The organism is Burkholderia sp. Se-20378, from assembly GCF_017104665.1.
GTDB classification, from domain to species: domain Bacteria; phylum Pseudomonadota; class Gammaproteobacteria; order Burkholderiales; family Burkholderiaceae; genus Burkholderia; species Burkholderia lata.
Genome location: NZ_JAAGPG010000031.1, coordinates 1 through 20,496, shown reverse-complemented (window position 1 = coordinate 20,496; position 20,496 = coordinate 1). Strand labels below are relative to the sequence as shown.

Annotated in this window: 17 protein-coding genes; 8 read left to right on the top strand and 9 right to left on the bottom strand. The window is 62.4% G+C overall.

Features of this window, described 5'->3' with window-relative positions; all coding sequences use genetic code 11:
* Positions 1-215 precede the first annotated feature (215 nt).
* From G3N93_RS06530 to G3N93_RS06520, 3 genes are all read right to left on the bottom strand, one after another.
* On the bottom strand, positions 216-431 hold the full coding sequence (locus tag G3N93_RS06530) for a hypothetical protein (protein ID WP_206132586.1): 216 nt from the start codon (positions 429-431) through the stop codon (positions 216-218).
* A gap of 573 nt (positions 432-1,004) precedes the next feature.
* Positions 1,005-1,622, bottom strand: a complete 618-nt coding sequence (locus G3N93_RS06525; RefSeq protein WP_174984721.1) for a M17 family peptidase N-terminal domain-containing protein — start codon at positions 1,620-1,622, stop codon at positions 1,005-1,007.
* Between the two features lie 239 nt (positions 1,623-1,861).
* The gene (locus G3N93_RS06520; RefSeq protein ID WP_041492431.1) at positions 1,862-2,266 is read right to left on the bottom strand and encodes a hypothetical protein; all 405 of its coding nucleotides are present in this window, start codon (positions 2,264-2,266) and stop codon (positions 1,862-1,864) included.
* A 524-nt stretch (positions 2,267-2,790) separates the two neighbouring features.
* Here G3N93_RS06520 and G3N93_RS06515 point away from each other — a divergent pair.
* The 4 genes from G3N93_RS06515 (at position 2,791) to G3N93_RS06500 (ending at position 7,205) form a co-directional block, all read left to right on the top strand.
* The gene (locus G3N93_RS06515; protein ID WP_206132585.1) at positions 2,791-3,468 is read left to right on the top strand and encodes a hypothetical protein; all 678 of its coding nucleotides are present in this window, start codon (positions 2,791-2,793) and stop codon (positions 3,466-3,468) included.
* Positions 3,469-3,808: 340 nt separating this feature from the next.
* Positions 3,809-4,735 carry a ribokinase gene (gene rbsK, locus G3N93_RS06510; protein ID WP_174938455.1) on the top strand — a complete coding sequence of 309 codons (927 nt, stop codon included), beginning with the start codon at positions 3,809-3,811 and terminating at the stop codon, positions 4,733-4,735.
* A 41-nt stretch (positions 4,736-4,776) separates the two neighbouring features.
* Positions 4,777-6,150, top strand: coding sequence for an L-fucose:H+ symporter permease (gene fucP / locus G3N93_RS06505; protein WP_206132584.1), 1,374 nt, complete (start codon positions 4,777-4,779; stop codon positions 6,148-6,150).
* Between the two features lie 2 nt (positions 6,151-6,152).
* On the top strand, positions 6,153-7,205 hold the full coding sequence (locus G3N93_RS06500) for an aldose 1-epimerase family protein (RefSeq protein ID WP_206132583.1): 1,053 nt from the start codon (positions 6,153-6,155) through the stop codon (positions 7,203-7,205).
* A 22-nt stretch (positions 7,206-7,227) separates the two neighbouring features.
* Here the strand turns inward: G3N93_RS06500 and deoR are convergent, their stop codons facing one another.
* On the bottom strand, positions 7,228-7,998 hold the full coding sequence (gene deoR, locus G3N93_RS06495) for a DNA-binding transcriptional repressor DeoR (protein ID WP_206121971.1): 771 nt from the start codon (positions 7,996-7,998) through the stop codon (positions 7,228-7,230).
* A 146-nt stretch (positions 7,999-8,144) separates the two neighbouring features.
* On the opposite strand from deoR, the gene deoC reads away from it, so the two are divergent.
* Complete coding sequence (deoC, locus tag G3N93_RS06490) at positions 8,145-8,825, top strand: deoxyribose-phosphate aldolase (protein ID WP_206132582.1); 681 nt, start codon at positions 8,145-8,147, stop codon at positions 8,823-8,825.
* A 131-nt stretch (positions 8,826-8,956) separates the two neighbouring features.
* Here deoC and G3N93_RS06485 read toward each other — a convergent pair whose 3' ends face one another.
* The 5 genes from G3N93_RS06485 to G3N93_RS06465 all read right to left on the bottom strand — a co-directional run bounded on the left by G3N93_RS06485 (position 8,957) and on the right by G3N93_RS06465 (position 16,888).
* Positions 8,957-9,208: a PAAR domain-containing protein gene (locus tag G3N93_RS06485; RefSeq protein ID WP_206132581.1), complete on the bottom strand. Its 252-nt coding sequence runs from the start codon at positions 9,206-9,208 to the stop codon at positions 8,957-8,959.
* A 15-nt stretch (positions 9,209-9,223) separates the two neighbouring features.
* Positions 9,224-9,796: a lysozyme inhibitor LprI family protein gene (locus tag G3N93_RS06480; protein ID WP_206132580.1), complete on the bottom strand. Its 573-nt coding sequence runs from the start codon at positions 9,794-9,796 to the stop codon at positions 9,224-9,226.
* Positions 9,797-9,802: 6 nt separating this feature from the next.
* On the bottom strand, positions 9,803-12,766 hold the full coding sequence (locus G3N93_RS06475; RefSeq protein WP_206132579.1) for a lytic transglycosylase domain-containing protein: 2,964 nt from the start codon (positions 12,764-12,766) through the stop codon (positions 9,803-9,805).
* A 45-nt stretch (positions 12,767-12,811) separates the two neighbouring features.
* Positions 12,812-15,319, bottom strand: a complete 2,508-nt coding sequence (locus tag G3N93_RS06470; RefSeq protein WP_206132578.1) for a type VI secretion system Vgr family protein — start codon at positions 15,317-15,319, stop codon at positions 12,812-12,814.
* A gap of 657 nt (positions 15,320-15,976) precedes the next feature.
* Entirely contained in the window at positions 15,977-16,888 is a 912-nt protein-coding gene (locus tag G3N93_RS06465) for a LysR family transcriptional regulator (RefSeq protein WP_206132577.1), read from the bottom strand.
* Positions 16,889-17,032: 144 nt separating this feature from the next.
* On the opposite strand from G3N93_RS06465, the gene G3N93_RS06460 reads away from it, so the two are divergent.
* The 3 genes from G3N93_RS06460 to G3N93_RS06450 all read left to right on the top strand — a co-directional run bounded on the left by G3N93_RS06460 (position 17,033) and on the right by G3N93_RS06450 (position 20,409).
* A complete protein-coding gene (locus tag G3N93_RS06460; protein WP_374196423.1) occupies positions 17,033-18,250 on the top strand; it encodes an MFS transporter in 1,218 nt (405 codons plus the stop codon).
* A 13-nt stretch (positions 18,251-18,263) separates the two neighbouring features.
* Positions 18,264-18,566: a helix-turn-helix transcriptional regulator gene (locus tag G3N93_RS06455; protein ID WP_206132576.1), complete on the top strand. Its 303-nt coding sequence runs from the start codon at positions 18,264-18,266 to the stop codon at positions 18,564-18,566.
* Between the two features lie 262 nt (positions 18,567-18,828).
* On the top strand, positions 18,829-20,409 hold the full coding sequence (locus tag G3N93_RS06450; RefSeq protein WP_206132575.1) for an MFS transporter: 1,581 nt from the start codon (positions 18,829-18,831) through the stop codon (positions 20,407-20,409).
* Positions 20,410-20,496: the final 87 nt, after the last annotated feature.

Sequence of the window (20,496 nt, the reverse complement as noted above, 5' to 3'; positions counted from 1 at the left end):
GAGGTGTGCAAGTCTAGACCTGATCTGTCAGACGGCGTCAGATCGGGTCTGAGATTGCTTGGACGTCACCTCATCAAAGGCCGTGATCGACCCGGAGCGGTCCTTGGGAATTCTCAAAAGCGGACGCTGGTCACCGAGACACGTCGTCTAACGCTGGACTGATCCACACAGCCCCAACATCTGCTCACATGAGATGTGACGCTTTTGCAAGGCGGTCATTGCAGTGAGTCCAAGCCAAACTGCTCTACCAGGTCAGGGAAGCCAAGCGACGTTGCGATCCTGGAAAAGGCATTGCGCTCTACTGTCGATGCAACTGCAAGTGCAGATGCAATCTCCTCAAGTGCGTTCACGTCGTCATCCTCGGTGTGCAAGTTGCTCCGCTGATCGATGTAGCAAACGGCTAGTACCAGTGCCTTGGCTAGTGCATCCATGTCGGCCTTCAAAAGACCAAATGTGATTTGAAACACATGCACTGAAGAACGGCATTTGTGACAAATTTCCAACTACTGCTCATGACCGTACTGCGTCCCACGACTGCGCGCGACGGTCCGGATGTAGTTACCGTTGAAGCCAATCCTCGCGACCAATACCATAGACGCGATCACATTCGTCGTATACCTCTTCGAGGGACATAAATAAGTGATCCGAAGTCGGAAATGGGGCGTCCAGGGATTCGTACCGCATCAATAGAAAGACTCCGTCTTCGAGTTGTTCGACCTCCACCTTCACGGTCGTACCTTCGCTTTCGCCTCGGCCATCAAGGGATTTCCGTGTTGGTGCCCAAATCAGCATAAGTGGCTCGTGTCCATTGAACGTAGTGTTTTCAGGTGCTTCGATCAGGTTTGTTCGCTTGGCTCCCCGGGATTGTCGACGATCTAGGCAATCGTGTCGAACGACTACTCCTGGCCGAACTGAGTCAGACGATCCGATGCTGTCTGCTTGGTCTAGTCCAGCCTGATACAGCTGAGGACGCGTCATTTCACGCAAACCGAATCGGTCTTCCGCTACTTCGAGCGCTGGGACTGTGCACTCGTCAGTGCGTTTCCGAATTGTTCGACAGCTCCGTCAAAGCGGGACGCGCCGACATCGAAGACCCAATGGCGCAGTGACGGTCGCGCAGCGAGCCCCAGTTCCGCGATCCGGTATTGTGTGTCTATCGTGGCCAGCACGGCCGTCACCATGGCGTGCGGCATACCGTCGGTAGCCGCGCTCGTCAACCCGCCGTCGAGTATGCTCGGCGCGAAGGCTGCACTTTGCAAACCCTGCTGCATCGCCGCTCGCGCGGCCGTGGCGGCAGCAGCTGCGGTGACATCGATGGTCCAGCTTGCGGGATCACCGAGCCCGATCAACAGCACGCGGCCCGCTTCGATGCCCGCAGGCGGGCGGCTGATCAACAGTGTTTCCATTGGCGCTGCCAGAAAGTGACCTTCGCGCCGCAACCCTGTGAGCGCCCCCGACAGCACGAGGTCGAGATGGCGTAGTCCGCCCGTCGGCCCCCCATCTGCCGCCTCGCGGGCGAACATGCAACCACAGGAAAGATCGACCTCTGCACCGACGCCATCCCATGCGGCAACTTCGAAGGACACATCACGCCAACTGCCGATGATCTGTCGTAGAACCATATCGTCTCTCCCGTGAGGTCAGGACGCGGCGGGCCCGTCTTCGATCCTGACGATCGATGCAAAAGCCATCCGCGTGCAATGGACCAGACATGTGCGTGTAGTCCGGATCAACGGCTTGTGCCGATCGGGATTGCCCTCGGTGGCTTCCTGTTCATGCGAAATCGCAGCGGCTACACGTGCTGTCGGCGTGACGCGTAGAGGTCGCGCCAGGCACGTCGACCACGCGTTTCGAGCATGGCCTACGCAACGTTGCCGATGAGCTTCAACAACGCAGTGTGGTCGACCGCGAGATCCGCCGAGTTGTCGAAGTGATACAGATAACGCGTCGCAAATGCGTCCGTAGACGCACGGTCCAGTTTGAGCAATTCCCGTGTTCTTGCCACGACTACCGTCGGCGTCAGCTCCAGTTCACCCTCTTGATCCAGCGCTTCGTCCAGCATGACGATCAGTCGGCTGAGCGGCTCCAGCCACTTCATCGAATCGTCGAAGGCCATCACCTGCAGAAAATCCCCGGCCGATTGGTGCCCATGGGTCTTCTCATACTCGCGACGCTCAAGTTCGACCAGGGTCCGGTGCAAATCGAGAAGCGCGGTCCGGATGCGGGCGCAGTGTTCTGCCCGGTGGGAATGTGTTCCAGTATTCATATCGGTTCACCTGTTCAACCGTGTTCGATTCGGTGGCGGCCCGTGCGCCGTGTTTCGCAGCCCGCCAGTCACATTGCGATGCGCCATCATGGAAGATTGTCTCGACAGACGGCATCGGTTGCCTGTCGTCCATCGAGATCACACATCGCTCGCGTCCCGGATACGGAACGCGCAGATGACGGTATCACTACGACTATCGCCTTTCACGGCGCAAGGCTTCGTGCAGTTCATGACGTTGCGCCAACGACTTCGACGTGTCAATCGCCAGCGCGAGACGCGGGGCATCGCCGCCGACTTCAGGCGCCGCGCCCCTGGGCCCGCCCGCTTTCACGACACCACACGACATGTCGCGTCGGGCGCTCGCACTGCCCGACGCTCCGTGTCTCGAGACGACGGACACGGACTTATGTCGTGCCGCAGCGCAGGTCAGCGCGCCGCATGCGACGAATCTCCTGCGTTCATGCAGCCCGCGCTGCCGCGTTTGCTATGCTGCGCGCATCGCCAGCCCGAGCCGCTCGCCACCCATGACCGACCTCGCCCCCGACCTCGCCCGCACACTGCGCGCCTCCTGCGACGCCTGCTTCGGCACGGCCGCCGTCTGGCCGCTCGTCGAGCACGCATATCGCGAACCGCAACGCCACTACCACACGCTCGCACACCTGGCCGAGCTGTTCGCGCATCTCGCGCCGTATCGCGCGGAACCGCTGTGGCCAGCGATCGAACTCGCGGTATGGGCGCACGACTTCGTGTATGCGACGACGCTGCCGGATTACTCGGATAACGAAGCTCGCAGCGCGCAATGGCTCGTGGAGGTCACGAACACCCACTGCAGCGAATCCTGGTTGCATGCGCACGCTTCGCACGTATCCGTTGCGCACGATCTCGTGCTCGCGACGAAGTCGCATCGTCTGCCCGATACGTTCGCATCCGATCCGAACCTGCAGCGCGCCGGGCGGATTTTTCTCGACGCCGATCTCGCGATCCTCGCGGCCGCGCCCGATCGGCTGCGCGAATACGACCGTGCAATCGCACGTGAGTGGGCGCAGGATCCCGATGCGCCGTCGGCAGCATTTCGCACCGGCCGCAGGCAGGCGCTCGAACATCTGCGCGCACAGGTCCCGCTGTTTCAATCGGCGGAATTCGCGCCGCTCACGCCGCGCGCGCAGCGCAATCTCGACAAGCTGATCGCCACGTACGCGTAAGCGCCGGACGCGCCCGCACGAACGCGCCCGCCTCGACACCGCCGGCTCTGTCGAGCCGGCCCGTCACACCCGGCAACCCATGCGCCCAGTCGGCACGACTTCCTCCAGCAGCCCCCCGTAGCACCGGGTTCTCGCCTCGCCACCCTTGTGCGACATCAGACAATAAAACTGGCAGAAGCCTCGATTTCCCCGAGAAGCCGCCGCACGCGCGCCGACCTGGAAAGTAACCCTCCGAACATCAAATGATTGCATTCTCACATTTAATGTGATTTTATTATCGTATCTTGCACGCCGCCGCCGACCACGCGCGCGGCGCACCCATACCAAGGAAGAGACGCAGATGGAGACAATCGCCGTCATCGGCAGCAACATGGTCGACCTCGTGACCTACGTCGCACGCATGCCCGCCCGGGGCGAGACACTCGAAGCACCGAACTTCGAGCTCGGCTGCGGCGGCAAGGGCGCGAACCAGGCTGTCGCGGCCGCCCGCCTCGGCGCGCGCGTCGTGATGGTCACGAAGGTCGGCGACGACGTATTCGCCGACAACACGATCCGCAACTTCGAGCGCGAAGGCATCGACACCACGCACGTGCGCAAGGTCGCCGGCGTGCCGAGCGGCGTCGCACCGATCTTCGTCGAACCCGATTCGAGCAACAGCATCCTGATCGTCAAGGGCGCGAACCGCCACCTGACGCCGGCCGACATCGACGCGGCCGCGCCTCAGCTCGCCGAATGCGCGCTGATCGTGCTGCAGCTCGAGATCGAACTCGACACCGTCTATCACGCGATCGAGTTCGGCGCGCGGCACGGCATTCCCGTGCTGCTGAACCCAGCGCCCGCGGTGGCCGATCTCGATTTCGAGCGGATCCGCACCGTCGAATTCTTCGTGCCGAACGAAACCGAGCTCGCGATCGTGTCGGGCATGCCGGTCGATTCGCGCGACACCGCAGCGCGCGCCGCCGAAGCGCTGGTCGCGCGCGGGCTCAAGCACGTGCTCGTCACGCTCGGCAGCAACGGTTCGCTGCTGGTGTCGCGCGACGGCGTGCGGCACGTGCCGGGCGTACCGGTCGACGCACGCGACACGACGGGCGCCGGCGATGCATATATCGGCTGCTTCGCGCGCTGCTATGCCGCGTCACGCGATGCGCTCGACGCGATGCGTTACGCGTCCGCGTATGCCGCGCATTCGGTCACGGGCCTCGGCACGCAGAAGTCGTACGCCGACACCGCGACATTCGAACGCTTCCTCCGCGACGCCGGCTTCTGACCGGCGCCTTCATCGACGAGACAATTGGGAAGGAGACACCCATGGGCCGAGCCAGAATCGAACACACACCCGACGGCTATTACCTGAACCGCACGCCGCTTTTCGCGTTCACGCTGCTGTGCTGCCTGTTCGCGCTGTGGGGCACCGCCGCGAACCTGAACGACGTGCTGATCGCACAATTCAAGAAGTCGTTCTTCCTGTCCGATTTCGAATCGGCGTTCGTGCAGTCCGCGTTCTATCTCGGCTACTTCTTCCTCGCGATTCCAGCCGCGACCGTCGTGAAGAAGTTCAGCTACAAGACGACGATCCTCGTCGGCCTGTTGCTCTACACGACCGGCTGCCTGCTGTTCTTCCCGGCCGCGTCGATGGCGAAGTACGGAATGTTCCTCGTCGCGCTGTTCGTGATCGCGGCCGGCCTGTCGTTCCTCGAAACCGCGTCGAACTCGTATTCGACGTTGATGGGCCCGCGCGAAACCAGCACGCGGCGGCTGAACATCTCGCAGACGTTCTATCCGTTCGGTGCGATGGCCGGCGTCTACATGGGCAGCTTCCTGATCTTCAAGGAAGGCGATGCGTCGCATGCGCAGCTCGCCGCGATGTCGGCCGCCGAAGCGCACGTGCATCAGCTCGCGATGATCCAGGCCACGCTCGAGCCGTACAAGTGGCTGATCGTCGTGCTCGTGGCCGTGTTCATCGTGTTCGCGCTCACGCCCTACCCGGCCTGCAAGGGCAACGGCTCCAGCGTGGCCACGCACCGGATCGACGCGCGCGGCACGCTCGCACGGCTGCTCGGCAACCGGCGCTTCGTCGCGGGGGTCGTCGCGCAGTTCCTGTATGTCGGCGCGCAGGTCGGCGTGTGGAGCTTCACGATCCGGCTCGCGATGCAGATCGCCGGCCTCACCGAGCGCGGGGCGTCGCACTACCTGCTTGCCACGTTCTTCGCCTTCTTCGTCGGCAAGCTGATCGCCACGCTCGTGATGAAGCGCGTCGGTCCGGCCAAGGTGCTGATCGTCTACGGGATCCTGTGCATCGCGCTGCTTGCGTACACGATCAGCGTGCACAACATCACGGCGGTCTATGCCGCCGTGGGCGTAAGCGTGTTCCTCGGCCCGTGCTGGCCGACGATCTACGGCCTCACGATCGACGGGCTCGGCAAGGACACCGAATACGGCGGCTCGATCCTCGTGATGAGCATTGTCGGCGGCGCGGTCGTGCCGCTGATCCAGGGGCTGATCTCCGATCACACCGGCGGCAACATGCAGCTCGCGTTCGTCGTGCCGCTCGTATGCTTCGTCGTGATCGTCTACTACGGCTTCTACTGCCTGCGCCATCTGCCGGCCGCGACGCCCGACGCCGCCGCCGACGGCAAAGCGCCCGCGCGCTACGCCGCCACGCGCAACACGTCGGGAGCATGAGCATGCGAGGCGAAATCGAACTGCGGCGCGACGACTTCCGCGACACGCCGCGCACGCTGTACCGCACCGACGGGCTCACCGTCACCGCGTTCGCGTATCCGTCCGGCGTCGAGGCGCTGAAGCTCGAGAACCGTCGCGGCCACCTCGTCGTGCTGCCGTACCTCGGCCAGATGATCTGGGCCGCCGAGTTCGACGGGCGTGACCTGACGATGAAGCACATGTTCCGTCAGCCGAAGCGCGCGGCATCGATCATCGATACCTACGGCTGCTTCATGTTCCACAGCGGGCTGCTGCGCAACGGCTGCCCGGGGCCGGACGACACGCATGCGCTGCACGGCGAGATGCCGTGCGCGCCGATGGATCGCGCGAGCCTCGTCGTCGGCGCGGATGCGCGCGGCGCATTCGTCGAAGTGACCGGCGAATACGAATACGTACAGGGTTTCGGCAGCCACTATGTGGCGCGCCCGTCGGTACGGCTCGCCGAGCGCGACGCGCAGATGACGATCGCGATGGACGTGACGAATCTCGGCGGCACGTCGATGGACCTGATGTACATGGCGCACCTGAACTATGCGTACGTGCCGGGCGGCCGTTTCGTGCAGTCGCTGCCGCGTGGCGGATTGCGGCTGCGCGACAGCGTGCCCGCGCACGTGAAGCCGACCGCTGCATGGCGCGACTACACGGCCACGCTCGCGCACGAACCGGAACGGCTTCATACGCTCGATGCGCCCGCGCTGTACGACCCGGAGATCGTGTTCTTCATGAACGACGTGGCAACGGACACAGACGGCGTCGCGCATTTCCTGCTCGAGCATCCGGATGGCGGCGCATTCCACACCGCGTACCGCCCCGCGCAATTCCCGCATGCGACGCGCTGGATCCTGCACAACGCGGACCAGCAGGTCGCTGCATTCGCACTGCCGTCGACCTGCGAGCCGGAGGGTTATGAAACCGAACGCCGCAAAGGCCATGTGGCGGCGCTCGCGCCAGGTGCGATGCGCCGCTTCGAAGTCGTCACCGGCTACCTGAGCGCGGCGGAAGCACGCCATGCGTGAAGCGATGCGCGGCCGTGCTGCGTCAGGTCACGAGCGCGATCCCGTGTTCGCGGATCGCCGTTTCGTAGCGGCTGCTCAGTTGCTCGTCCGAGATCACGTAGTTGAAGTCGGTCAGCTCGGCGAAATAGGCCGCGCGCACTTCGTCGAACTTCGTGTGGTCGACGAGCAGGAAGCGGTTCTGCGCGCGCGCCATCACCTTCTTCTTTGCGTCGACCTCGTGGAAGTTGAAGCAGGTGACGCCACAGCGGTCGCTCACGCCCGCCGCGGAGATGAACGCCTTCGACACGCGCACCGTGTCGAGGATGCCCGTCTCGGCGACCGACTCGAACACCATGTTCTTGCGGTGGTACGCGCCGCCGCACAGGATCACGCTGCAATGCGGCTTCTGCTGCAGCTTCGCGAACACGTTCAGCGAATTGCAGACGGCGGTGAATTCGAGGTCGTCCGGAATGAAATCGACGACGAACGGCGTGGTCGAGCCGCAGTCGACGAAGATCGTGTCGCCGGTCGTCACGAACTGCGCGGCCAGCTTGCCGATGCGGCGCTTCTCCTCGGTCTGACGATCGTTCTCGGTGCTGACCACGTACTCGCCGATGTCGCTGCGCTGCGCGGCGAAGTGGCGCGTCACGTAGCCGCCGATCAGGCTCAAGCCGTGCGGGTTGTCCGCGAGATCGCGGCGGATCGTCATTTCGGAGACGCCGAACAGCTCCGCGACTTCCCTCAGATGAATCGCGTTCTGCCCTTGCAGCACGTTCATCAATGTCTTGATCCGTTCGCCTTTCTTCGTTTCCATGCCAGTATCCTGCGTGCCCGTCGCATCCGTCGCTTGTCGTGCCGGGCGCGCGGGCCCGGCTGGAATGTCGTATTTGTAACAAACCGATGTGAAAACATCAACTTTACGTGTGCCCTTCCGGCGCACGATCCGTGGAGTCCTGACACATGCCGCTTTCCAACGCCCAACTCGCTCAAACCATCGATCACACGCTGCTCGCGCCCGACGCGAGCGACGCGCAGATCCGCGAACTCTGCCGCCAGGCGGCCGAGCATCGCTTTTACTCGGTCTGCGTGAATTCGGCGAACGTGCCGCTCGCCGCGCGCGAGCTGGCCGATACCGGCGTGCTCGTCTGTGCCGTGGTCGGCTTTCCGCTCGGCGCGGGGCTGTCGGCCGCCAAGGCATTTGAAGCTACCGCCGCGATTGCGGCAGGCGCCGGCGAGATCGACATGGTGATCAACCTCGGCGCGCTGAAAAGCGGCCGCGCCGAAGACGTGAAGGCCGACATCGACGCCGTGCGCCGCGCATGCGGCGCGGTGCCGCTCAAGGTGATCCTCGAAACGGGGCTGCTGACCGACGACGAGAAGGTGCGCGTGTGCGAGATGTGCCGCGATCTCGGCGTCGCGTTCGTGAAGACGTCGACCGGGTTCGGCCACGGCGGCGCGACGCTCGCGGATGTCGCGCTGATGCGCCGCACGGTCGGCCCCGTGCTCGGCGTGAAGGCATCGGGCGGCGTACGCGACCGCGCGGCCGCGCTGGCGATGATCGAGGCCGGCGCGACGCGGCTCGGCACCAGCTCGGGGGTGGCGATCGTTTCCGATCAGGGGGGGAGCGAGTCGGGGTATTGAGTGACGCTCCAGGCCGCCAGGACCCGGCACGACACCCGTGCCGGGCACATAGCGTTAAGCATTGTGAGCGCTGAAATCGATACGTAACCGACGATCGCTGTCGACGCAGCACCGCGTGTTCAATCTCAGGATCAAACGAGGCTTGAAATGAGATGGCAGCCGCACGTGCCGCGATGATCGTGTCGTGCGATCGGAACGCCGTTATCTGTCATAGACGGATCGCCTTCCTCGATGACGTTAGGTGATACGTCGGGGTGTTGGGGGCACGACACGCGATCACCCTTGCGGGCGACGTAGCGGCCGTCGAAAAGCATGGTCGTGGAGCCGGTTTCGACTTTGCCGCCGTGGTCGGTATCGTCGCCGATGCGGATTAAATTCATCATAAACGAAAGGCGTGGTCACCAGTTTTTATAGAAATTAAGTCTCGCGATGCATGTTTCACGATCCTCCTGGAGTTTTTCTGACGTCATTTTGCAATTTAAGTTAACGTATTTTAACCAGTCAGGATCATCCCCGTCCGGGGTATTTTTCACCAGCTTTGATAGCACCCTGCTTGCATCACCGTTTTCATATAGGTTCGCCATCACGGCCAGCGACCGCCTGAAGTCATCCATCCCAATTGATGAGTAAAAATATCGAATCTCATTTGCTCGAGCTTCTGTTACAGACGTCAAGCAAGACCATTTATCAATCGGCGCCTCTGCACCCGGGGCAGTAGCTTCAAAGGCTAAATTGCAGTATTTATCCTTGTATGCGATCCATGCCCTTTGGGTTGCAATGAAACTTTTCTTGCTTGAAGATGGAATTTTTCCCAAGACATTGTCGTAAATTGAGTTTAGATCATTATCCGCAGATCTGTAATTTTCTTGCACACATCCCGTTATCTCTACGTTAGTCTGGCCATTGCAAATATTCTTTGAAAATGCAGACGCGGACGCAAGCACAATCAAAATAGTGGCGATATATTTCATCCCTACTTATCTCCAGCAATCACAATTCATACCTTTTTCAAACAAAACAGCCTCGCTATCGCGTCGCTTGAGTAGGCCGTCAGCACCAGCTCCTTCCCATAAAACCTTCATTGCTCGAAGTTGGGCGGCGACTTCCGGCAAATTATTGCTCTGGATCGCCGCCTTAATATTTCTCATGTGGACTCGTGACTTCTGCCCGGGTTTATCTTCAAGCCTTGATCCACGGTTATAGACCAAACTGAGTAATGCGCCTTGGCAGTGCGGATGCAATTTCACAACACCGGGAAATGCATCAACCGTAAACTGAGCATAGCGACGCTTAACATTTTTCGCCATCTCAAGCGCCTTTGGCTCTGAAATTTTTATATCGCTCAGAGATGGAATGAGGGCGCGCGCAGCATCTCCACGTTTTCCAATTGCAGTTAATAGTCTGGAAATTTCCGCTTCCGTAAAAAATCCCGACAAATCATTACGAGCTGTTGCATCCGGCTGCTGTCCAAGATCGTAACCATAGCCAATTGTCACGCCGCTGGATTGATCTTGACTCCCTCCAGGTACGTAAGGAATTGAACCATATCCCTCAGTGTCGAGAATAAGATGAAATCCTTCCACGGACGCATAATAAGAACCCTCTGAAGTAGGAAACTCTAGCACGTCAGTTTTACATTTATCACTACAGCCAGCCATGAAATTCCCAATTAACCCAATCGGATGCAGATGCCATGGCTTCGGCTCCTTGGGAAGAATCTTCGTATCTGCACACTGAATATCCTCCCACCATTGAAGCTTCTTGATCCGCTCCATCTCGTTTTGCCATTTCCACGACATGGCCTTCATATAGGGAGTGAGGGCCTCCCACTGAGCCATGTTGCCACCCCATTCGCTCTCGCTCTTGACGACCATATGCGAGATCGCCTCGGCCGACCACTGCACATTCTGTGCATTTGCAAGCTCAGCCGCCGTCACACTGCCATCGTGATTGGCATCAATAGCCCTCTCCAGCTTCTGGATGAGTTCACTGGCAGCCAAGGTATCGGCGCTCGTCTTGAAGCGTTCCTGATCTGCTCCAACGGCCAAGCCAGCCACGAACAATTGCCGCTTGAACATTTCGGTAGGTGTCACTGAACTGTTGTCGACAAGCTCGAACCCCGGCCAGTCCCATGGACTACACAGACTCACCTTGGGATGATCTTCCTCGCGCACCCACCCTTGGCTGGTTCCACCGTCTTTCGTGCCGACGGTAATGTTCCACCAACGTTTCTGCTTGCCGCTTGCATCCTTATCTTCCCGCGCAACGCTTTGAATATCGTACCTGTCGAGGTCAGCGACCCGAAACACGTCTCGGAAGTCCGTTCCAGGTCCGTCCGCCTGACTCATGTGCAACGGGAAGTCCTTCCAGCCCTGGACCGGCCCAATGGTCATCTTATTGGCCAGACTGCCGTCAACCCAAAACGGATCACCCGCCGGTGTTTCGATCGCCCCCGGTTTCTTCATGGGCGCATGCTTCGACTTGCCTTTGTCGGCTGCCGCCGACGCTGGTTGCGCAACTGGCATCGTGACGGTCTTCGGTTGCACCTTGACCCAACGCGACTTCGGATCGCTCACCGGCACCAGTTTCAACCCGGCTTTCTCTAGCGTGTGGTTCGGTGGCAAAACTTTCGTCACGAGCTTGGCACCCGCCAGAATCTCCAGAAGCGGCTTATCAAGGTCCGGCAATTGCTTCGCACGTGCCTGACTCTTGTTGATAAACGCCGGTAGATCGGGGCCCGCGAATACTTCAAGGTGCAGCAACGGCCGGGTAGGCAAGGGTTTTACAGGCTTCGCTTCCCGGTATCGCTGGTATTGACCGATATGCGCGATGACCTCGCCAGCCTTGACGCTGTGGGGTTTTGTCAGCACTACGACTTGATCAAGTGGACCGGATTGGGAAACGAGCGCCAAGTCGGACATGAACACGTAGCCCCACGACACATTGGCATCCGGCGCCCGACCAACGACCGGTCCCACGGGTGTGCCGGACCGAACCTCGGAGATCTTCGCCCAGCCGGCGTGGCCACCATTGTCGGACTCGTTCAGGATGACTTCCGAGCCGTCGGGCAGCAAGCCGTAAATCTTGCTCTTGTTATCCGGCATCGCACGCACCCGAGCACCCCGTATCGGACCCGGCAGCAACGAATTCATATCGCATTCCAGTGCGTCATCCGGATGGCTGGTCGACTTCGGTTTCGGAAGCTCCTGCTGGTTCGGCTTCAACGCGCGATATATGCGCTCGGTCTGCCAGTACGAAAAGGGCTGGAGCTTCGTTGCCCTGGAATTCGCGCCCGCTGCTTTAGCCTGCTTGAGCGCTGCCTGGTAGGTGGCCCAATCGAGCGTATGCATATACAGGCTGAAGAACGTCAGCGTTTCATCCGGCGGCGGGCTGGACGGTGCGAGCGTGGTGGCCGGTGCCCGAGGCGTCGCGTTGGCCCCTGAAGCGCCTGCGGGTGCCGACGCCGGTACCGCTTTCGAAGGCGCTGGCGTCGGGCCCGGCTTCTGCGGTACAGGTGGGAGCGTCAGAGTATGGCGGACCAGCACGAAGCCCGTCGAATACAACGCATAGCGTTCGTGCTGCTTGGGCTCGTTGTACGTCAACTCGGGATATGTCGAGTCGAGCCGGTATGCGACGACTTCACCCGTAGCGATGGCGCATACGCCGTCGCCTTGTTTCAGGGCCGCGGCGGTTTTCTCGCCGAAGTGAATGCCACCGTGCCAGTAGCCGCTTGCTCCGAGCGGATAAAAGCCATCCTCTGCGGTCGCGAGCGCCTTCATGTAAGTCATGGGGTCCGTCGGATCATCTTTGCTCGCGGGCGGGAACGGATAGCTCCATGCGAAAGGCTTGTCCGCGGGCTGCGCAGATTGAGGCGGCTCAGGCAGTTTTGCGGCAAGCGAAGGCTTCTTCGGTGGATGATGCGGAGCGCGCTTCTTCGTCATGACAATAAAAGAGCAAGTCGTTATCGTGCGTCAAAGTCTTCCCGATCAGCCGGAAAAGTCGTCCATGTAACCGCCATTAGGCGAGATGGGCGTGCCGTGAATCGGATCGCGCAGCGTCATCGTCGACGCTCCCGGCTTGTCCCACGACGCACATTTCTCGAGAATCTGGCCCGATGTGCCGTTCTCGATCATGTCCGGCGTGATCCTGATATACGAGCCACCGACGTTCAGAATCATTTCCTTTTCCGCGCGCAGGACCAGCCGTCCGGATGCGCTCTCGACCGTGACATCCTGCTGCGCCAGCATCGACAACGCGCCGTTCTGGGCTTGTATCTCGATGGGACCCGCGGTCGCAAAAATCTTGATCCCGAGGTTTTGCGCGTACAGGCTGAGCTTGTCCATGACGCTCGCGAAAAACGACTTCCCGGCCGCAACGTTGACGTTTTTGCCCGCCACCAGATTGACCTGCTGATTTGCCGTCGCGTGAACCGATTGCTGGGAAGACAACCCGACGCCCGCCGGGCTCGATATCAACAATGCGGGCTTCGCGAAGCCACTGGCGTTCCCCGTTCCCCCGCCCGCCGTGCGGCCGCCTTTTGCGGCCCCGGCAACGCTGTGCTGAGTCATCTCGGTAAAGGCTTTCAGCGCATCGCTGCCGCCCTGCAGGCTCTCGGCCCGATTCGTTTCGCTCGCTTGAGATGCCATCTCGAATACCGCTTCCGCAGCCGCGAGCTGCTCGGTCGCGGCCGACACGTTCATCGGCTGCACCGCTGCCGGGTGAGTCGAGATCGACAGGCCCTGAACCGCCCGGATAGCGCCGTGTGCCTCCGATTTGAGGTCGAAGCCACTGCCGACGAACGAGCCGCGCGTGTTGTCGGACTGCTCGATCAGGTACCCCAGATGCAGGTGAGAGCTGTAGCTCGACGAGTAAAGATGAGCCCGGTTCTGACCGCTCGAATCGTCCATGACGAACTGATTGAAACCGTCGCCACCGTATTCGCGGGACCGGAAGCCGGACAGCAGCCCATGCGTATGCCATACCGGCATCGTCGCGCCCCCATGTAGCCTGGAGATGATGACCGGCCGGTCGCAATCGCCATTGACGAATCCGAGGAGTACCTGGTCATCTTTGCGCAACGGAAAGTAACCGCCACGTTTCGCGCCGGCGTCCGGCATCGCCGCACGAATCCACGACGTCGATTTCGTATTGCGTTCGTTCCGGCTGTTCGACGTCCTGACCCGCACACGGTTGCCATCGTCCGTGACGATTTCTTCGTCACCGCCGGTTACGACAATCGCCGTCTGCAAGTGCATCTCCGGCTTCTCATGCTCGAACGGGCTGCGGAACGGTGTCTTGCGGCATTGCGCTTCGATCTCGACGTGAAAAAATCCGACGCCGCCATCGCGGTGACTCACGGTCGCGCCGGCCCCGGTCGACTGGGCCTGTTCGATCTCGCTGCGCAGGCTGCGCGGAAACCGCATGAGCGCGTCCATGCCGGGCAGGTTGTTCTGGATCAGCCAGTCGCTCGCGATGATCGACAGCTCGCGCTCCTCCTCCGGCAATGAATCCAGGACGGGATGACCCGACACTTTGAACCAGTAGCCCGGCAGCGCGTAGCGCGGACTGCCGATCGCAAAATAGCGTTTTGCTCGCGAGGCCCATTCCTCGGTGCGGATACGGGCCTGCCGTTGCCCGATGTCGGATTCGGCCCAGGTCTGGGAGCCGGTATAGAGATAGTCTTCACCCTGACCCGGCAAATCCTCCAGATCCGCCGCCGGCGTGCTGACCTGCTTGTCGATATCCGGCCGCTTGTAGTCGACCGTGCCGATCGTCAGCGTCGCGCTTTGTGCGCGTTGCTGTTCGCTCAACTGCGTGAGCCCGTCGAAATCCTCGTCGATTCCGGCGTGGCTGAACCTCATCTCCGGATTCGGCAGGGACGGCCCGAAATACAGATCGTCCATCACGACGACGTTGTGCGACTTGCCGTCCTTCGCGAAATCGAAGCGAGCGAACACACCGACTTCCTCCAGGCTTCTATGCACGAAGTTCCAGTCGGTTTCCCACTGCACACGGTGCGAATACGACCGCATCGCCATGCGCACTTCCAGCCCATAGTTGCCGGACGCCTGCGGATACTTGTCGAACACGTCGGCGATAATCTGCCAGCCGCCGGCTTCCTGCCAGTCGCGCCGATCGCTGCTGAGCTTGAGAAAGCTCAACCACGAAGCGAAGCGGAGCTGAAAATACGACAGCGCACCGTCGTTCCCCAGGCGATGCACCTGCTGTACGTAACCGTGAATCGGCAGATAGCCGCCGTCGGTCTGGTGAATCCAGAGCGTGACGGGTTGCAGCATCAGGGCGTTAAGCTTGATCTTGTCGCCGACGACCGATGAGGCATCGACGGTCACCTCGAAATTGCGCCCGAGCCGCGCGTTGATCTTGACGTACAACGGCGTGAGCCAGTCGTCGCCGAGTGGCGTGTCGAGTTTGACGATGCGATCGAACTGCGTGTAGCGTCCGCGCAGTACCTTCAGCAAGACCTCCCCACTCATGCGCATACCCCGTTTCGTGCAGAACGCGTTCGGCCAGAACCAGGCATCTAAACGCGGAGACCACGTATGTGTTAATCATAAAAATTACGACTTTCTGTTGAGTGTCGAGATCGACAGAAATTTACGATCCCAGAATGAGTCTTGGAGTCCTAAAAACATCGATAAATCCATAGCGAAAAATAGCCAATCGAAACTATTTTTGACGACCAACCAATACCATCCATTTCACCGCCATCGGACGGAATTGGACAATAAGACGAATACGAAATTGAGGGGGAAATTAGGCGTCGCCGCATGAAACTCGGGGGCGAATGAATTCAGGCAACCCACCAACAAGCTTTAAAAATAGTGACGAACTGTGGCTTTCCCGCAAGCCAAATGAATATTCTTATGCATTACCCATCACGATCAACGCCCCAAAGCATCCACCGAAATTCCGCCAGTTTTACGGAACTCTATTTTTAGGCGCATGACACCTTCTCTCAAGTCGCGCATTCGATTGACATTGGCAATTCGATAATCTTCAATAGTGCGCGAATTGCAGTTCAGGCTTACACCGCTACCCCGTGATGCATGGATTTCCGGTCCACCTTCGAGTCACGTCAGGCTTGCATCAAAATGGTTGGTGGCCAGCCACCCGACGCCGTTACCGGACGATCAGCCACCCGCCCCCAGCCCCACGATCCGTTCGCGCAGCCGCGACGCCACGAAATCGAGAAACGCCCGCAGCTTCAGCGGCATCGGCGCCTGCCCCTTGTGCACCAGGCTGACCGGCAGCGGCTGCGATTCGAACGTATCGAGCACCACGTCCAGCGTACGATCGCGCAACGCCTGAGCAACCTGATACGACAGCACGCGGATCAGCCCGACGCCGAGCACTGCCGCATCGATGGCCGCCTCGGCCGTATTCACCGCGAAGCGCGAGTGGACGGGCACCGTCAGCTCGCCCTTCTCGCCGTCGAACACCCACGCGCGCCGCGACGCCAGCACCTCGAACGTGATGCATTGATGCCGCGCCAGGTCGGCCGGTTCGGCAGGTGCGCCATGCGCAGCCAGATACGCCGGGCTTGCGCAGATCACGCGGCGCACACTGCCGACGCGGGTCGCCATGAAGCTGCTGTCGGGCAACTCGCCGATTCGCAACGCGACGTCGATCTGCTCTTCCATCAGGTGCGTGACGCGATCGGTCAGCACCAGCCGCACGTCGATCTCGGGATACTGCGCGAGAAACGCGGCCACCACCGGCACGATATGCAGGCGCCCGAACACGATCGGCGCGGTGACGATCAGCTCGCCGCGCGGGGCCGCGTATTCGCCGGTGGCGGCGCGCTCGGTTTCCGCGATGTCGTCGAGGATGCGCCGGCAACCGGCGACGTAGGACTCGCCCGCCTCGGTCAACGACAGTTGCCGCGTCGTGCGATGCAGCAGCCGCGTATTCAGGTAGGACTCGAGCTCGGCGACCTTGCGGCTCACGGTCGCCAGCGGAATGCCGAGCTGGCGCGCGGCGGCCGACATGCTGCCGGCATCGATCACCGCCACCAGCAGCGACATCGACTCGAGGCGGTTCATGTTGCCTCTCAATTTTCAGAAAGATGATTCCAGATTCTGATGGATTATCTTTTCCAGTGCAAGGCAGTACGCTCCTTTCACCTCGTCGTCGCCGGCCGATTCCGTTGTCCGCGACGGCCGATCGCCATGAAAAAGGAGCCTGCCATGAACGAATTCCCTGCCGCATCGGGCATGCCGCCCATTGCGCCGCGTGCCGCCACGCCGCCCGCCACCGCGTCGCGCGGCAAGATCGTCGCGATGGCTGCCATCGCCGGCGCGGTCGTGACCAACATCTATTGCACGCAGCCGATCCTGCCGCTGATCGCGCAGGACCTGCATGTCACGTCGGCGACGGCCGACCTGGTGGCCGGCGCAGCGCTGCTCGGCTTCGCGACCGGGCTGGCGCTGCTGCTGCCGCTCGGCGATCGCTACGACCGGCGCAAGCTGGTGCTGGGCCAGATCGTGCTGGCTTTCGCGTTCGCGGTGGCGTCCGCGCTCGCGCCGGGCGTCTGGGCGCTGATCGGCGCCGCGTTCGGGCTCAGCGTGGTCAGTTGCGTGCCCCAGCAACTGGTGCCGTTCGCGGCCGTGATGTCGGCGCCCGGCGAACGCGGACGCAACGTCGGCACGGTCGTCACCGGCATCATGGTCGGCATCCTGCTGGGCCGTGCGGTCAGCGGCCTGATCGCCGCGCACGCCGGGTGGCGCGCGGTGTATGCCGTCGAAGCCATCGCCATGGTGCCGGTGGGGATCGCAGCCGCGTGGCTGCTGCCGCGCGGCGTGCCGAGCACCACGCTGTCGTATGGCCGGCTGCTCGCGTCGCTCTGGACGCTGGCCCGCGCACATCGCCCGATCCGCGAATCGATGATCGTGCAGGCGCTGCTGTGGGCCGCATTCAATGCGTTCTGGGTCAATCTCGCAGCGCTGCTCGCCGACGGCCCGTGGCACCTCGGCAGCGCATGGGCCGGCGGCTTCGGCATCATCGGCGCGGCAGGCGCGCTGGCCGCCACGATCGGTGGCCGGGCGTCGGACCGGATCGGCACGCGGCGCGTGATCGGACTGGGCATTGCGATCGTGACGGTGTCCTACCTGATCCTCGCCGGCGCCGGCAGCTCGCTCGCGCTGCTCGTGATCGGCGTGGTCGTGCTCGACATCGGCGTGCAGGCCGGCCTGGTCGCGAACCAGACGCGCGCGGTCGCCGCCGATCCGCACGCCCACGGCCGCCTCAACAGCCTCTCACTGCCCGCGACCTTCGTCGGCGGCGCGCTCGGCGCGATCATCAGCGGCGCGCTGATGGCCCACTTCGGCTGGCACGGCGTGGTCGCGTTCGGCGTCGCGGCCGGGCTCGCAGCCGCGCTCGTGCATCGCGGCGGGGAACGGCGCTGAGCCGGCGCGCGTCATGATCGACGTCGACCTCGCTCACAAGGCGCTGGCGCATCCGTTTCGGCGGAATGTGCTGCGCTGGCTGAAGTCGCCCGATCCGTCGTGGGCGGACGCCGCGTGCCTGCGCTCGCAACACGGCGTACCGCTGTCGTCGATCGTGGCACGCAGCGGGTTGTCGCAATCGACGGTATCGGCCCACATCGCGCTGCTGTGCGCGGCCGGCCTGCTTGTCGCGACGCAGGTCGGTCAGTGGCGGTTCGTCGCCCGCAACGAAACCGCCATCGCCACCTTCATCGCGCGCATCGACAGCGAACTCTGACCCGCCACACCGGGCCTCGGGTTCGCCGCGAACGAGCCCATATGCCGTTGCCCGTTTTCCCATCGCCAGACACGCACGCCGTACGGGAATCCGTCGGCGTTTTTTTACGCGCATCCCCTCCCGAATTTCGAGATGATGATTCCCGAATCAGACCAATTATCGGCAAATCCGGAAGGATGTATCGTGCTTTCACGGTGGCGATTTCGTGATCGCCGCCCGCCAGACCCCGCGCAATCCGAACCCATTCGAAACACTCGACATCATGAATACCGTTTCCTTGCCGGTCATCGCCACGACGCCTGCGCCGCAGGCCGGCGCCGGGGCGCCGTCCATCCTGACGCCACGCCTCGCAACCGGCCTCGTCGGCATGCTGCTCGCGTCCTTGCTGGCCATCCTCAACGAACAGGTCACCGCCGCCGCGATGGCCGACATTCTCGGCGCCTTCTCGATCGGCCATGACGACAGCACCTGGCTGACCGCGCTGTTCGAGGCGGCCAACGTCGCGACCATGGTGTTCGCGCCGTGGTTCGGCGTCACCTTCACGCTGAAACGCTTCACGATCGGTGCCGTGCTGGCGACGCTGATGCTCGGCGTGCTGTGCCCGTTCGCGCCGGGCTTCGCCGCACTGACCGTGCTGCGCGTGCTGCAGGGCATCGCGGGCGGCTGCCTGCCGCCGATGCTGATCATCGCGGCGCTGCGCTACCTGCCGCCGAAAGCGAAGCTGTACGGGCTCGCTGGGTATGCGATGACGGCGACCTTCGGGCCTGCGCTCGGCACGCCGCTCGCGGCGCTGTGGACCGAATTCGCCGACTGGCGCCTGGCGTTCTGGCAAATCGTGCCGCTCGGCATCGCTTGCTGCGCGGCAATCGCCTACGGCCTGCCCGCCGATACGACGAAGCCCGAACGTCTGCGCGCCTTCAACTGGTCCGGATTCCTGACCGGTTTCCCGGCCGTGGCGATGCTCGTCGTTGCGTTGCTGCAGGGCGACCGCCTCGACTGGTTCGAGTCGGCGGCCATTCGTGCACTGGTGGCCGGCGGCCTGACCCTGCTCGTCGCCTTTCTCGTCAACGAATGGTTTCATCCGCTGCCGTTCTTCCGGCTGCAACTGCTGGCGCGCCGCAACTTCACGCACGGGCTGCTCACGCTGGCCGGCGCGGTGATGCTGCTGACTGCGGTGGCCGCGATACCGGGCCACCATCTTGCCGGCGTGCACGGCTACCGGCCGCTGCAGACCGCGCCGCTGTCGCTGCTGGTCGCCGTGCCGCTGCTGCTCAGCCTGCCGCTGACGGCTACGCTCCTGAACCTGCGGTGGGTCGATTCGCGCTGGGTGCTGGCCACCGGCTGCCTGCTGATGGCGCTTACCTGCATCGCCGGCAGCCGGATCACGGCCGAGTGGATCCGCGACGACTTCTACTGGCTCCAGTCGCTCCAGATCGTCGCGCAACCGATGCTGATCCTACCGATCCTGATGGGCGTCACCACCGGCCTGCCGCCCGCCGAAGGGCCGTTCGCGTCGGCCATGTTCAATTCCCTGAAAACCTTTTCGGCAGCGCTGGCCACCGGCCTGCTCGAGACGCTGGGCACGGCCCGCGAACACCTGCATTCGAACCGGCTGGTGGACCAGCTCGGCAACCGGGCGCAATTGAGCGCCGGGGCCGTGCTCGACAACGCAACCGGCCTCGCCCCGCTCGCGCACCGGCTGCACGAGCAGGCGCTGGTGCTGGCCTCGGCCGACCTGTACCGGCTGGCCGCCTGTGTCGCCGCCGTCCTGCTGCTGCTCGTGCCGCTGCTGCCGGTGCGAATCGCACCGCCGTGGGCCCCGCAACCTCCTTCCTCGCACTGAGCGACGATCGCCATGTCATCCGCCATCTCCCCCAAGCCCAAGGCGCTTGCCGCCGCCGCGCTCGTGATCGCCGTCGGCGTCGCGGCT